This is a genomic window from Streptomyces sp. NPDC055103, assembly GCF_053607625.1.
Window position 1 is genome coordinate 14249 of the sequence record NZ_JBSGTX010000024.1, and the last position, 13069, is coordinate 27317.

The following is a 13069-nucleotide window of genomic DNA, read 5'->3' on the forward strand; positions in this document are numbered from 1 at the left end:
GCCTGTGGTCGCGCCAGGAATGGGACATGTCCACACAGGTGTCCGAAGAGGTACGGGAGGCGCTCCACGAGGGCCGTCCCGTCGTCGCACTGGAATCGACGATCATCGCCCACGGTCTGCCCCGCCCGCGCAACCTCGCCGTGGCCCTGGAGCTGGAGGAGCTCGTACGGGCCGGGGGCGCCGTCCCCGCCACCGTCGCTGTCGTCGACGGCACCGCCCGGGTGGGCCTGGACCGTGCGGCGCTGACCCGGATCGCGGAGGACCCGGCGGTACGGAAGCTGGGCCACCGCGATCTCGCCCCGGCCCTGGCGACCGGGACGACGGGCGCGACGACGGTCTCGGCGACGGCGTGGCTCGCGGACGCGGCAGGCATACGGGTGTTCGCGACCGGCGGGCTCGGCGGCGTGCACCGCGGGTGGACCGAGACGCAGGACGAGTCGGCCGACCTGCGGCTGCTCGCCGGGGTCGGGATCACGGTGGTGTGCGCCGGGGTGAAGTCGATCCTCGACGTGCCGGCGACGCTGCAGCGCATGGAGACGCTGGGCGTGACGGTCGTCGGGTACGGCACGGAGCACTTCCCCGGGTTCTATCTGTCCTCCTCCGGCGAGCCCGTCGACTGGACCCTGCGGACCCCGGAAGAAGTGGCCGGGGTCATACGGGCCCAGGACGCGCTCGGCGGGCCGCGGACGTCGCTCGTCGTGGCCAACCCGGTGCCGGAGGCGGAGCAGTTGGACCCCGCGCTCCACGACCGGGTCCTGGCGCAGGGACTCGCGGCGGCGCAGGAGAAGACGATCACGGGGCAGGCGGTGACGCCGTTCCTGCTCGAATACCTGACGGTGCACACGGAGGGAGCGTCCCTGGAGGCGAACCTCGCGGCGGTACGGGGCAACGTACGGCTCGCGGCCCGGATCGCGACGGCGTACGGAGCGGGGGCGTCGGGAGCGGAGGCGTCAGGCGCAGGGGCGTCAGAAACGGGGGCGTCAGGAAAGGGGGCGCACGGCTCCGAGCCCGGCGCCGGCGGCCGGTGAGGCATCCGGGGAGCGCACTGCTGGTCGTCGGGGACGTGGTGACGGACGTCGTCGCCCGGCACCGGACACCCCTCGCGCCCGCGACGGACACGGCGGCGGAGATCCGGACCCTCCCGGGCGGCGCCGGGGCCAACGCGGCCTGCTGGGCGGCGCGTTCCGGCGGCGGGGAGGTGCGGCTGCTCGGCCGGGTCGGGACGGACGCGGCGGACTGGCACGAGCGGGCGCTGAGACGGGCGGGTGTGCACCCGCTGCTCGTCACGGACGCGGAGGCGCCGACGGCCACCGTGATCGCGCTCGTCGACGCCTCGGCCGAGCGGACCTTCCTCACCGACAGCGGCGCCGCGCTGCGCCTCTCCCCCACCGACTGGACGGCCGGCCTGCTCGACGGCGTCGCCGCACTCCATCTGTCCGGCTATCTGTTCTTCGCCCCGGCGAGCCGTGAGACGGCCCGGCAGGCGCTCCGGGACGCGCGGGAGGCGGGCGTTCCGGTGAGCGTGGACCCGGCCTCCGCCGGGTTCCTCGCGGAGCTGGGGCCGGCCGGGTTCCTGGCGGCGACGGCGGGCGCCGACGTGCTGCTGCCGAACGCCGACGAGGCCCGGCTGCTGGCGGGGGGCCGCGACACGGAGGCGGCGGCCGCGGAGCTGAGCCGACGCCATCCGCTGGTCGTGGTCACGCTCGGAGCGGCGGGCGCACTGGTCGCGGAGGGCGGCGCGGTCACGGCCCGGGTGGCGGCGCCCCCGGTGGCCCCGGCGAGACGGCTGGACTCGACGGGCGCGGGCGACGCGTTCACCGGGGCGTTCCTCGCCGCCCGGCTCGCGGGCGCGGACGCGGCGAAGGCCGCGGAGGCGGGGTGCCGCGCGGGCGCGGAAGCGATCACGGTCGTGGGAGGCAGGCCCCCTGTGCCCCCTGCCCGGGGCGACCGCCCGGAGCCTGCCCGGCCTGATCCGCCGGACAGGCTCTGAACCACCGGGCAGGACCTGAGCCACGGACAGATCCTGAACCGCCTGCCCGACCCTGACCCGCCTGCCCTGCCCTGCCCTGCCCTGAACCGCCTGCCCGGCCTTGAACCGCCGGACAGGCCCTGATCACCGGGACCCCAGCCCGGTCCAGGCCGGATGGCGCGGGTCGTCGGCGCGTACGACGGCGTCGGCTGTCGCGGCGGGGTCGACCTCCGACTCGTACCGGGCGAAGGCGGGCAGCGTCCAGGGGTCGTCGGTGCGCCGGGCGAGGGCGGCGACCGAGAGCCGCAGGTGCACGGTGAGGTCGAAGGGGAACCAGTGGCCGAGGAGGAACGGCCCGTGGAGCAGGAGCACCCCGCCGGGCGGCAGCGTCACGTACGGGCTGCGGGTCGCCCGGTCCGTGGCCGGGTCCCACAGGTCGGGCAGCACACGTCCGGTGCCGCCGGGTTCCAGCGGCGCGAAGACCTCTCGCCACAGGGCCCCGATGTCGGTCCACCCGTCGTAGTACGCGTCGGGGTCCCGCTTCCCGTGCTCGTACCGGAGCGAGGCGGGGCGCAGGAAGCCGCCGGTCCCGGCCACGTGGACGGCCCGCCCGCGCGCCCGGAGCTCCTCGGCGAGGAGCCCGGCGAGCTCGCCGCCCGGGGCGGCGGGCGGCCCGTCGATGCCGACCTTGAGCCACGGTCCGCCGTCGCCGGGCGTGGCCGCGTCAAGGTGCCCGGCGAGCGTGCCGGCCAGCCGTTCCCAGGTGATCGCCTCGTATCGCATCCCACTCGTCCTGCCCGCCGCTTCATGCCTCACGGCTTGACCTTGCCACTGGCGTCACTGTTCGACCATCGGATTCATGGACACCATCACACCCACCAGGGTCGTCGTCGTCACCGGCGCGGGCACCGGCATCGGCCGGGCCACCGCGCGCGCCTTCGCCGTGCAGGGGGCGACGGTCGTCGCCGTCGGCCGCCGGAAGGAGCCGCTGCGCGAGGCCGCCGAGGGACACCCCGGGATCCACCCGTTCGTCGCGGACGTCACCGCGGAGGGCGCCGCGGAGGGGATCGTCGAGGCGGCCCTGGCCGATCACGGCCGCCTCGACGTCCTCGTCAACAACGCCGGGATCTCCACCGGCGGTCCGCTCGGCACCCTCGACCGCACCGCGCTCACCCCGCTCCTGGAGACGAACGTCGTCGCCCCGGTCCTCCTCACCCAGGCCGCCGTCCCCGCGCTCAAGGAGTCGCGGGGCGTGGTGGTGAACGTGTCGACGGCGATCGGGCAGCGCGGCTGGCCTGCCAACTCCGTGTATCCGGCGACCAAGAGCGCCCTGGAGACGCTGACCCGCTGCTGGGCGCTGGAGCTCGCGCCGGACGGCGTCCGGGTGGTGGCCGTCGCGCCCGGCGCGATCGAGACCCCGATCGCCGAGCACATGGGGCTCTCCCCCGAGCGGCTGGCGGCGCTGCGGACGTGGCAGCTCGCCCACACCCCGCTGGGCCGCATCGGCAGGCCCGAGGAGGTCGCGCGGGCGATCACCCTGCTCGCCGCGCCCGACGCGGGCTTTCTGACCGGCACCGTTCTGCCCGTCGACGGGGGCGCGCTGGTCACGTGATACGACTGTGTGCGGAGGTGACGCCCTTGCGCATCGGTGAACTGGCCCGGCGGACAGGGGTGTCGCCCCGCGCGCTGCGCCACTACGAGCAGGCGGGACTCCTCACGTCGGTCCGCGCGGAGAACGGGTACCGGGTGTACGAGGAAGGCGCCGTCGCGCGCGTGTCGAACATCCGGTACCTGCTGGACGCGGGGCTCACGCTCGACGACGTGTCCGCGTTCCGCTCGTGCCTCGACGGGGACGTCGCCTCGGCCGCGCCGTCCGCCCGCGGGCTGGAGATCGCCCGCGAGCGGCTGGCCGTCGTCGACGCGCGGATCGCGGCGCAGACTGCGGCCCGGGACCGGCTCGCGGCCGCCCTGGCGGAGTCCGCCCCGGGGCCCCTCGCGGACGCTCAGCCCTCAGCGCAGTCGGGAGCCGGCTCGTCGACCGAGAGCGGCGCCCCCTTCGGCAGCAGGTAGGTCACGTACAGGACGACCGGCTCGGTGCCGAGGTTCCGGCCGATGTGGACGTGCTTCCCGCCCGAGGGCTCGATGAACGCCTGGCCCGCCGCGGTCACTTCGACCGAGCAGTCGTCGAGGGTACGGGTGAGCGTGCCGGCCTGGACCACGGCGACGAGCTGTCCGGGGTGGTGGTGCCACCCGGTGGAGCCGCCGGGGGCGAGGGTGATGGTCCGGACGACCACGTCGGCGTCGCCCTTGGGCGTGTCGATCCTCAGCTTGCCGTCCGAGGTGCCCTTGGCGAGCACCGTTCCGCTGACGCCGCTGCCGGGCGTGGCCAGCGCGGCGGACGGCGCGACCGCCACCGCGGCGACCGCGCCCGCGACAAGTAGCCCTCTGCGCAGGCGCGCGCCGCGCCCCGCCTCACGTATGTCGTGCCCCAGCCCCATGACGACGCTCCTCCGAGTTCGTGGAACGACCGTACGTTCGACGGCCGCCGAAACGGCCATACGTTACTCGGGAGCGGGCTGCCCCGGACAGGTATTCGATCAAGAAATACGCGTGAGCCGTTCGAGCGCGGCACGTCCCGACTCGATCGCCTCGGCGAGCGTCAACTCCCCTTCGGCGAGCGCCCGGCAGGTCGCCGCGTCGGTCCGCAGCCAGGCGTCGGGACCACCGCCCGATCCATCGCCGGCCCCGGTGGCCCCACTGACCCCGGTGACCCCACTGACCCCGTACACCCCGTCCCCGTACTCCGCGCCGCCCTCGCCGTCGATCCGTACGTGGAACTCCCCCTCGTCCAGGGTCACCTGGACGACCCCCGCGCCCAGTTCCGCGAGCGGCCCGATGAGCGGGATCGCGTACCAGTGCGCGCGGACGGCGTCGGTCGGCCGCGGTTCGCCCAGGTCGGACGCCCCCCAGGCGGCGAGCGAGCGCAGGACGGGCAGCAGGTCCCGGCCGCGCGGGGTGAGTTCGTAGACGGACGCCGAGGCGGGCGGCGGCAGCCGGCGCCGGGTGACGAGCCCGGCGCTCTCCATGTCCTTCAGGCGGCCGGCGAGCATGTCCGTGCTGACGCCGGGCAGGTCGGCGTGGAGGTCGGTGTAGCGGCGCGGCCCGGCGAGGAGTTCGCGGACGACGAGCAGGGTCCAGCGGTCGCCGACGAGGTCGAGGGCGCGCGCGGCGGCGCAGTGCTGGTCGTAGCTGCGGCGGCGTGGCTGACGTGGCATGCGACGCAGTCTAGACATGTTGTTGGACTTTCCAAGCTTGAACTTGGTAAAACCAAGCAACACTGATTCCGGGGACCAGGGGAGGTCGGACATGGAGTTCCGGCAGTCGAGCAAGCTCAGCGAGGTCTGCTACGAGATCCGCGGCCCGGTGATCGAGCACGCCAACGCGCTGGAGGAGGCGGGCCACAGCGTCCTGCGCCTCAACACCGGCAACCCCGCGCTCTTCGGGTTCGAGGCGCCCGAGGAGATCGTCCAGGACATGATCCGGATGCTCCCCAGGGCCCACGGATACACGGACTCGCGCGGCATCCTCTCCGCCCGGCGCGCGGTCGCCCAGCGCTACCAGTCCATGGGCCTGCCGGACGTGGACGTCGACGACATCTTCCTCGGCAACGGCGTGTCCGAGCTGATCTCGATGGCCGTCCAGGCCCTCCTGGAGGACGGTGACGAGGTCCTCGTACCCGCCCCTGACTACCCGTTGTGGACGGCGGTGGTCACGCTCGCGGGCGGCAAGCCCAGGCACTACCTGTGCGACGAGTCCGCCGACTGGTACCCGGACGTCGAGGACATGGCCTCGAAGATCACCGACCGCACCAAGGCCATCGTCATCATCAACCCCAACAACCCCACGGGCGCCGTCTATCCGAAGGAGGTCCTGGAGGGCATCCTGGACCTCGCCCGGCGCCACAACCTGATGGTCTTCGCCGACGAGATCTACGACCAGATCGTCTACGACGAGGCCGTCCACCACCCGGCCGCCTCCCTCGCCCCCGACGTGGTCGTCCTCACCTTCGGCGGGCTCTCCAAGACGTACCGGGTGGCGGGTTTCCGCTCCGGCTGGCTGGTCGTCAGCGGGCCGAAGCAGCACGCCGGGAACTATCTGGAGGGCCTCACCATGCTGGCCTCCATGCGGCTCTGCCCCAACGCCCCCGCCCAGTACGCCATCCAGGCCGCGCTCGGCGGCCGGCAGTCGATCCACGAGCTCACCGCCCCCGGCGGCCGGCTGCGCGAACAGCGCGACCGGGCCTGGGAGAAGCTCAACGAGATCCCCGGCGTCTCCTGTGTGAAGCCCAAGGGAGCGCTGTACGCCTTCCCGCGCCTCGACCCCGCCGTGCACAAGATCCACGACGACGAGAAGTTCGTCCTCGACCTGCTGCTGCGAGAGAAGATCCAGGTCGTCCAGGGAACGGGCTTCAACTGGTCGCGCCCCGACCACTTCCGCATCCTGACCCTCCCGTACGTCGACGACCTCGACGCCGCCATCAGCCGCATCGGCCGCTTCCTGAGCAGCTACCGGCAGTGACGTCCCGCCCTCCCTGCTGTCATGATCTACAGGTCGGAAACGGGTCTGAAAATCCGGGGAATCGGGAGGGCTGGCGGTCATGGACGCGGCGCTGATAGCCGTGGCGGGAACCCTGCTGGGTGCCGTCTTCACACACTGGTTCCAGGGGCGGGCCACCGAGCGCACGGCCGCGCTCGCCCGCACCGAGCAGCTCAGACAGGAACGGATCGCAACCTACAGCGCCTTCGCCGGCGCGGTCGTCGACTACCGGCACAGCCAGAACGACCGCTGGTTCCGGGCGCTCGATCGCCCCGGGTCGGAGGAGGCCGAAGAGTCCCGCCACGCCTCCTACCGGCAGCGCACCGCCGCTCGACAGGCCCTCTTCCGCGTCCAGTTGGTGTGCGACGACCCGGAGGTCCGACGGTTGGCCGAGGCGGCCTTCGTGGATTCCCACTGCATGCACGAGGCGGTCGACGAGGCGGACCGGGCCGGCCGCTCGGAGCAGGCGAAGGAAGCGCTCGCCGCGTTCATCGCCGCGGCCGCGCCCGGCGTCCGCTGAGGAACGACCGGAGAAACGCCCGGCGGTAAGACCGCAGGAAGGGCCGGGGTAACGCTCCGGGACGCGCCCGGAGGAAGGACCGGAGGGAGGGCCTGCCATGGACCTCGTCGCACCCGTCGTCGTCGAACCGCTCAAACGGCGCCGCTGCTCGGAGTGCCACCAGGGGCCGCTGGAGCGGATGATCGTCGAGTTCAACGCTCCGGTCTGCCTGGACTGCGCCGATCTCGGCCACCTGGTGTTCCTGCGCCGGGGAGACACGGCGCTCACCCGGCGCGCCAGGGAGAGCAGCACCCTCTGGGCCGTGGTCGTCCGGCACAACCGGCGCCGCACACGGTACGAGCGTCAGGGCCTGCTCGTCGAAGAGGCGGCGCTGGTACGGGCGGAGGCGGCCTGCCTGGCGGACGCGGAGGCGCGGGCCAGGCGGCGGGCCCGGGACGCGGTGCGGCGCGCGGCGCTCGACGCCGGGATCACCGCGACCCTGCGGGCCGAGATCCTCCGCTTGTTCCCGTCCTGCCCGGAAAACCGGGCCACGGAGATCTCCGAGCACGCGTCGGCGAAGGGCAGCGGTCGTGTGGGGCGGACGGCCGCGGGCCGTTCGCTCGACCGGGGCGCCGTCACCGCCGCCGTACGCGCCTCCGTACGGCATGTCGACACGCCCTACGACAGCCTGCTGATGCAGGGGGTTCCCCGGCACCAGGCCCGGACGAGGGTCGCTCCCGCCATCGAGGCGGTGCTCCGGGCCTGGCGCCACGGCGCCGGGGACACGCGCGGCCGGGGACGCGGCTGACGGCTCGGGTGTCAGCGCGCGCCGGTCGGTGCGCGAAGAGGACGACCTCGGGTCCGGCCCCGGCGCGGGGGTGGGACCGTCAGGCCCCGTCGCCGGCGCGGCGGGCGCGGCGGTACATCAGGGCGCCGCCGAGCAGCAGCGCGGCGCTCCCCGCGGCGGCGTAGCCGACGGTGTCCGAACCCGTGGCGGCCAGCGCGACCGACTCGGACGCGCTCTGCGGAGCGTGCGCAGGGGCGGGTACGGGCGCGGGCGTCGGCTTCTCGGTCTCGTCGGCGCGCGGAACCGGCACGTTCCTGACGGGGGTCTGCGGGCGCGGCGTCGGCTGCTCGATCGGCTGGGCGGGCTTTCCGGGGCCGTTGACCGCGGTGTTGCCGACGGCCGGGTTGCCGACGCCGACGACGTTGACCGAGTTCCCGCTGACGTTCACGGGGAGGTCGATCGGCAGCTGGAGGCCGTTTCCGGAGAGGATGCCGGGGGAACCCTCGGTACGGGTCTCGGCCGTGGAACCACCGCCGTTGGAGGAACCACCGCTCTCGGAACCGCCGCCCTGCTCGCCGCCGCGCGGGGTGCCGGGCAGGTCCTTGTGCGACCGGCCGCCGCCGTCCTCCTCGCCGTAGCCACCGGGCTCAGGAGCGGGCGACGTGTTGGCACAGCTGTTGCCGGCCGCCGGGTTGAGCAGTCCGATGACGTTGACCGTGTTGCCACAGACGTTGACCGGCACGTGGACGGGCAGCTGGACCGTGTTGCCGGAGATCACTCCTGGCGAACCGACCGCGGCGCCCTGGGCACCGGCGTCGGCGTGCGCGGCGCCCGCCGAGAGCGCGAGCGCTCCACCCGTGACCATCAATGTGGCCAGACCACTTCGGCGAATCTGCCTCATGGCTTCCTGCCTTCCGGAGGTGTACACGGGCAAGTGCCCGTACCGGAATCAACGCGACAAACGCGGGTGCCGGATCCGGCCGTTGGCGTGATTCACTCCTTCGAGTGGGGTGCCGTTCGAGTGTCGGTACCTCCTTCCCCTCACCCGCCGAGCAGGTCGGTGAGGGCGCCGACCGGGTCCTGATCCGGCTCGCCGCGCGGCCACCAGTCCTCGCGCCCCCCGTCCGACTCGTAGCCGTACCAGAGGCCGTCCCGGCCCAGTCTGAGCTGCAGGGACTCGGTGGACAGCCGATTGCGCCAGGGCCGGAAGGCGGGGAAGTCGGCGGCGAGCAGCGCGGGTCGGGCCCGGTCGAACGGGCCCGCCGGGGGGTCCCAGGGCTCCTCCAGGACGGCAAGGCCGGCGGCGCCGCCCTGCCGCCAGGCGGCGACGGCGCGGGCGAGGTCCGTGGGCGTGCGGTCCAGCGCGTACGCCAGGTCGCGGTAGAGCGCGCGGGTCGAGGCGGTGAGCCCGGAGCCGGGGTGCGCGGCGGCCAGCCGTACCGCGTCCTGCCACGGCGTGAGAGCGGCGACCGGGTCCTGTCCGGTGGCGAGGAAGGTGTGGGCACGGACCGCTGCCTCGCTCGCGAGGAGGTCGAGGGAGAGCGGATCGGGGGCTTCGGGGTCGGGCGGGAAGACAGCCGGACGGCCCGGCCGGTCGGGCAGCGCCAACGGCCGGGGCAGGGGCGGGAGTCCCGTCCCTGCCGCCCCGGACGCCGTCGCGGCGAGCGCGGCGCGGGCGGGGACCGTCGGCATCGGCGGCGCCGTGGCGGACGTCTCGGCCGCGGACAAGGCGGCGTTGCGCCGGGTGAGCTCGGCGAGCAGCTCCTGCTCGCCACGACCGCGCATCAGGAAGAGGACGAACGGATCCTCGTCGAGAAGCCTCGCCGCCTGGTAGCAGAGGGCGGCGGCGTGCTTGCAGGGGTAACCGTCGTCCGGGCAGGAGCAGTCGGGGATCAGGTCCCCCGGCGCGGGCAGCAGGCCGGTGACGGCCTCCAGGGCGTGCGGCACGTCCTTGTCGAGGAGGGCGGCGATGTGATCGGGGCGGGCGGTGGCCTCGTCGAGGAACCGCTCCCAGCCGTCGTCGCCGAGGGTCCGCATCCTGATCTCGGTGCGGTACGGGCGGGGGCGGCTGCCGTGGACGTAGGCGACGACCCGGCCGGGGGTGACGGTGATCGCGTCGACGTGGCCCCGTCCGGCGTACGCCCTGCCGCGGGCGAGGCGCGCCGGGTCGAGGGCGGCGTCCTCCAGCGCCTCCACCCAGGCGTTGCCCCACCAGGTGGCGGCGAACCGGCCGTCGGGCGCCTCGCGGGGCGCGACTTGCGGAAAGCTGCGGCGGCGGTCGTCGTGACGGGGCGTGGCCCCACGGGCGGAGCGCGGAAGGTTCACGCCTGCCTCCTCAGGGACACCAGGTCGGCCAGCTCGCGGTCGGTCAGTTCGGTCAGTGCGGCCTCGCCCGAGCCGAGGACGGCGTCGGCCAGGGCACGCTTGGCGCGCAGCATCTCGGCGATGCGGTCCTCGACCGTCCCCTCGGCCACGAGGCGGTGGACCTGCACCGGTTGGGTCTGTCCGATCCGGTAGGCCCGGTCGGTGGCCTGTTCCTCGACGGCCGGGTTCCACCAGCGGTCGTAGTGCACGACGTGGCCGGCGCGGGTGAGGTTGAGGCCGGTCCCCGCGGCCTTGAGCGAGAGCAGGAAGACGGGGACCTCCCCCGCCTGGAAGCGGTCGACCATCCGCTCGCGCTCGGCCACCGGGGTGCCGCCGTGGAGCAGTTGGGCCTGGATGCCGCGCGCGGCCAGGTGGTCGGCGAGGAGCCTGGCCATGGACACGTACTGGGTGAAGACGAGCACGGACCCGTCCTCGGAGAGGATCGTGTCGAGGAGTTCGTCGAGCAGGGCGAGCTTCCCGGAGCGGCCCGCGAGCCGGGCGGTGCCGCTGCCGCGCGGCGCCTCCTCCTTGAGGTACTGCGCGGGGTGGTTGCAGATCTGCTTCAGGGAGGTCAGCAGCTTCATGACGAGCCCGCGGCGCGCCATGCCCTCGGCGGCCTCGATCTGCGCCATGGTCTCGCGGACGACGGCCTCGTAGAGCGAGGCCTGTTCCCGGGTGAGGGACACGGGGTGGTCGGACTCGGTCTTGGGCGGCAGCTCGGGAACGATCCCTGGGTCGGACTTCCGGCGGCGCAGCAGGAAGGGCCGAACGAGCCTGGCGAGCCGCTCGACGGCCTCCGTGTGCTCGATCTCCTCGTTGTTCTCCACGGCCCGGGCGTGGCGGGAGCGGAAGGCCTTGAGTGGGCCGAGGAGACCGGGGGTGGTCCAGTCGAGGAGCGCCCACAGTTCGGAGAGGTTGTTCTCCACGGGGGTGCCGGTCAGGGCGACCCGGGCGGGTGAGGGGATCTCGCGCAGTGCCTTCGCGGTCGCGGAGAACGGGTTCTTGACGTGCTGCGCCTCGTCGGCGACGACCATGCCCCACTCCCGCTCGGCAAGTTGGGCGGCGCTGGTGCGGAGGGTGCCGTAGGTGGTGAGGACGAAACCGCCGTCCACCCCGCCGAGATCCCGGTCGACACCGTGGAAGCGGCACACCGGTGTGCCGGGCGCGAACTTCTCGATCTCACGCTGCCAGTTGCCGAGGAGGGACGCCGGGCAGACCACGAGGGTGGGGGCACGGCGGGCGCGGCGCAGGTGGAGGGCGATGAGCGTGACGGTCTTGCCGAGTCCCATGTCGTCGGCGAGGCAGCCGCCGAGGCCGAGCGAGGTCATCAGGTCCAGCCAGGCGAGGCCGCGGAGCTGGTAGTCGCGGAGGGTGGCGGTCAGGCCGGGCGGGGCCTGTACTTCCTCGGGGCCGGCCATGAGCCGGTCCCGGAGGGCGGCGAGCGCGCCGACGGGGACGGCGGGGACGGTCTCGCCGTCCACCTCCGCGGTGCCGGTGAGGGCGACGGCGAGGGCGTCGACCGGTTCCAGCAGGCCCAGTTCGCGCTTGCGGGCCTTGCGGACGAGATCGGGGTCGATGACCACCCACTGGTCGCGGAGGCGTACGACGGGCCGGTGCGACTCGGCGAGAAGGTCCATCTCGCGCTCGGTGAGCGGATCGCCGTCGAGTGCCAGCTGCCAGTTGAACCGCAGGAGCTCCTCGCTGTCGAAGAACGCGGTGCCGTCGGTCGCGGAGCCGGGCGCGGAGAGGGCGGGGCTGACGACGGCGGAGGCGCTCAGCGAGCGCGCGAGCTCGCGCGGCCAGTGCACGGCGACCCCGGCGTCGGCGAGGCGGGCCGCCGCGGGGCCGAGCAGTTCGTACAACTCGCCCTCGGTGACGGCGAGGACGTCGGGCACGTCCCGCTCCATGAGCCGGGCAAGCGGCGGCCAGACCCGGGCGGCCCGGCGCAGGGCGAGGACCGCGTCGACCCGGGCGCGCGGCCCGAAGTGCTCGCCCTCCCCCGCCCACAGGGCCAGGGCGTCGATGACGAGGGTCGGGTCGGCGAGACTGTGGATCTGGAGGATCGCGGCGGCCGCCTGGCGCTCGGCACCGCCCTCCTCGCCGGCGCCTGTGTCGGCGATGTCGAAGAGTTCCCACCCGGACAGGTCGAGGCGGAGGGATACCCGCACGCCCGCGTCCATCCCGGCGGCGGCCTCCGCTGCCCAGGCACGCGCGCGGGGCAGATGCTGCGGCGCGCGGGCCGCGAACGGCGCCCCGACCGCGTGGACAGCGGCCGGGGTGCGGGGCAGGGTGTCGGCGACCGCGTCGAGGAAGGCGCGGACGAGCGCCTCGGGCTCGGGCAGCCGCAGGGGGCCTGGTCCGGGAACGGGCACGGCGTGCGCCTCGTACGGCATGGCCGCGGCGACGGCCCGCAGGTGGGCGATGTCATCGGCGTCCAGCGGGCCGGCCCGCCAGGCGTCCAGGTCGTCGGCGGTGAGCCCGGGCAGGAGCCGGCCCCGGGCGAGCAGCTGCAGGGCGTGCAGGGCTGCGGCTCCCCAGCAGGCGGTGGCGGGGTGTGCGGCCGGGTGGTGGCGGGCCGCGACGAGATGGGGCAGGGCGGCGGCGACGGGGAGGGTGACGGCGGGCACGACCCGGGTGCGGGCCCCGCTCCCGTGCCGCCGGACGACGGTCAGCTCGACGTGCTCCGGACCGTCGGGCCCGGCTTCGGCGGACTCCGGGCCGCCGCCGGACACGGCGAGGTCCGGCAGGGCTCCCCCGTCGGGTGCCCAGAAGGCGATGCGGCCCTCGCGCGGAAGGGCAGCCGGGAGAAAGACGGCGGCGGTCGCCCAGGTGTGCGTCACGGCTCTGCTCTCCT

13 protein-coding genes are annotated in these 13069 nt (G+C 74.3%); 7 read left to right on the top strand and 6 right to left on the bottom strand.

What is annotated here, in order from left to right; translation table 11 throughout:
* The first annotated feature begins 26 nt into the window (after positions 1–26).
* On the top strand, positions 27–1028 hold the full coding sequence (locus ACWFR1_RS17195) for a pseudouridine-5'-phosphate glycosidase (protein WP_453551795.1): 1002 nt from the start codon (positions 27–29) through the stop codon (positions 1026–1028).
* Positions 1025–1990, top strand: a complete 966-nt coding sequence (locus ACWFR1_RS17200; RefSeq protein WP_453551798.1) for a carbohydrate kinase family protein — start codon at positions 1025–1027, stop codon at positions 1988–1990. Before ACWFR1_RS17195 ends, ACWFR1_RS17200 begins: the two co-directional genes overlap by 4 nt.
* Before the next feature lie 123 nt (positions 1991–2113).
* Here the strand turns inward: ACWFR1_RS17200 and ACWFR1_RS17205 are convergent, their stop codons facing one another.
* Complete coding sequence (locus ACWFR1_RS17205; protein ID WP_453551800.1) at positions 2114–2752, bottom strand: uridine kinase; 639 nt, start codon at positions 2750–2752, stop codon at positions 2114–2116.
* A 76-nt stretch (positions 2753–2828) separates the two neighbouring features.
* On the opposite strand from ACWFR1_RS17205, the gene ACWFR1_RS17210 reads away from it, so the two are divergent.
* Both ACWFR1_RS17210 and ACWFR1_RS17215 read left to right on the top strand, forming a co-directional pair.
* Positions 2829–3581: an SDR family NAD(P)-dependent oxidoreductase gene (locus ACWFR1_RS17210; protein WP_453551802.1), complete on the top strand. Its 753-nt coding sequence runs from the start codon at positions 2829–2831 to the stop codon at positions 3579–3581.
* A 26-nt stretch (positions 3582–3607) separates the two neighbouring features.
* Entirely contained in the window at positions 3608–4039 is a 432-nt protein-coding gene (locus tag ACWFR1_RS17215) for a MerR family transcriptional regulator (RefSeq protein WP_453551805.1), read from the top strand.
* Here the strand turns inward: ACWFR1_RS17215 and ACWFR1_RS17220 are convergent.
* Together ACWFR1_RS17220 and ACWFR1_RS17225 are read right to left on the bottom strand one after the other, a co-directional pair.
* Complete coding sequence (locus ACWFR1_RS17220; RefSeq protein ID WP_453551808.1) at positions 3973–4467, bottom strand: cupin domain-containing protein; 495 nt, start codon at positions 4465–4467, stop codon at positions 3973–3975. The two genes, ACWFR1_RS17215 and ACWFR1_RS17220, sit on opposite strands and share 67 nt — an antisense overlap.
* A 99-nt stretch (positions 4468–4566) precedes the next feature.
* Positions 4567–5244: a winged helix-turn-helix transcriptional regulator gene (locus ACWFR1_RS17225; RefSeq protein WP_453551811.1), complete on the bottom strand. Its 678-nt coding sequence runs from the start codon at positions 5242–5244 to the stop codon at positions 4567–4569.
* 91 nt (positions 5245–5335) lie between these two features.
* Between ACWFR1_RS17225 and ACWFR1_RS17230 the strand changes: the two genes are divergently transcribed.
* The 3 genes from ACWFR1_RS17230 to ACWFR1_RS17240 all read left to right on the top strand — a co-directional run bounded on the left by ACWFR1_RS17230 (position 5336) and on the right by ACWFR1_RS17240 (position 7872).
* Positions 5336–6547, top strand: a complete 1212-nt coding sequence (locus ACWFR1_RS17230) for a pyridoxal phosphate-dependent aminotransferase (RefSeq protein WP_453551814.1) — start codon at positions 5336–5338, stop codon at positions 6545–6547.
* 79 nt (positions 6548–6626) lie between these two features.
* Positions 6627–7085 carry a hypothetical protein gene (locus tag ACWFR1_RS17235; protein ID WP_453551817.1) on the top strand — a complete coding sequence of 153 codons (459 nt, stop codon included), beginning with the start codon at positions 6627–6629 and terminating at the stop codon, positions 7083–7085.
* A gap of 97 nt (positions 7086–7182) precedes the next feature.
* Positions 7183–7872, top strand: coding sequence for a DUF2293 domain-containing protein (locus ACWFR1_RS17240; RefSeq protein WP_453551819.1), 690 nt, complete (start codon positions 7183–7185; stop codon positions 7870–7872).
* Positions 7873–7951: 79 nt separating this feature from the next.
* Here ACWFR1_RS17240 and ACWFR1_RS17245 read toward each other — a convergent pair whose 3' ends face one another.
* From ACWFR1_RS17245 to ACWFR1_RS17255, 3 genes are all read right to left on the bottom strand, one after another.
* Positions 7952–8752 carry a chaplin gene (locus tag ACWFR1_RS17245; protein ID WP_453551821.1) on the bottom strand — a complete coding sequence of 267 codons (801 nt, stop codon included), beginning with the start codon at positions 8750–8752 and terminating at the stop codon, positions 7952–7954.
* Positions 8753–8892: 140 nt separating this feature from the next.
* Positions 8893–10176: an SWIM zinc finger family protein gene (locus tag ACWFR1_RS17250; protein WP_453551824.1), complete on the bottom strand. Its 1284-nt coding sequence runs from the start codon at positions 10174–10176 to the stop codon at positions 8893–8895.
* Complete coding sequence (locus ACWFR1_RS17255) at positions 10173–13055, bottom strand: DEAD/DEAH box helicase (protein ID WP_453551827.1); 2883 nt, start codon at positions 13053–13055, stop codon at positions 10173–10175. Before ACWFR1_RS17255 ends, ACWFR1_RS17250 begins: the two co-directional genes overlap by 4 nt.
* Positions 13056–13069 lie beyond the last annotated feature (14 nt).

Excerpts from the sequence above, each read along its gene's own strand:
- ACWFR1_RS17195 (WP_453551795.1), top strand. The coding sequence starts at position 27 with ATGTCCACACAGGTGTCCGAAGAGGTACGGGAGGCGCTCCACGAGGGC.
- ACWFR1_RS17205 (WP_453551800.1), bottom strand. The coding sequence starts at position 2,752 with ATGCGATACGAGGCGATCACCTGGGAACGGCTGGCCGGCACGCTCGCC.
- ACWFR1_RS17210 (WP_453551802.1), top strand. The coding sequence starts at position 2,829 with ATGGACACCATCACACCCACCAGGGTCGTCGTCGTCACCGGCGCGGGC.
- ACWFR1_RS17220 (WP_453551808.1), bottom strand. The coding sequence starts at position 4,467 with ATGGGGCTGGGGCACGACATACGTGAGGCGGGGCGCGGCGCGCGCCTG.
- ACWFR1_RS17225 (WP_453551811.1), bottom strand. The coding sequence starts at position 5,244 with ATGCCACGTCAGCCACGCCGCCGCAGCTACGACCAGCACTGCGCCGCC.
- ACWFR1_RS17230 (WP_453551814.1), top strand. The coding sequence starts at position 5,336 with ATGGAGTTCCGGCAGTCGAGCAAGCTCAGCGAGGTCTGCTACGAGATC.
- ACWFR1_RS17235 (WP_453551817.1), top strand. The coding sequence starts at position 6,627 with ATGGACGCGGCGCTGATAGCCGTGGCGGGAACCCTGCTGGGTGCCGTC.
- ACWFR1_RS17240 (WP_453551819.1), top strand. The coding sequence starts at position 7,183 with ATGGACCTCGTCGCACCCGTCGTCGTCGAACCGCTCAAACGGCGCCGC.
- ACWFR1_RS17245 (WP_453551821.1), bottom strand. The coding sequence starts at position 8,752 with ATGAGGCAGATTCGCCGAAGTGGTCTGGCCACATTGATGGTCACGGGT.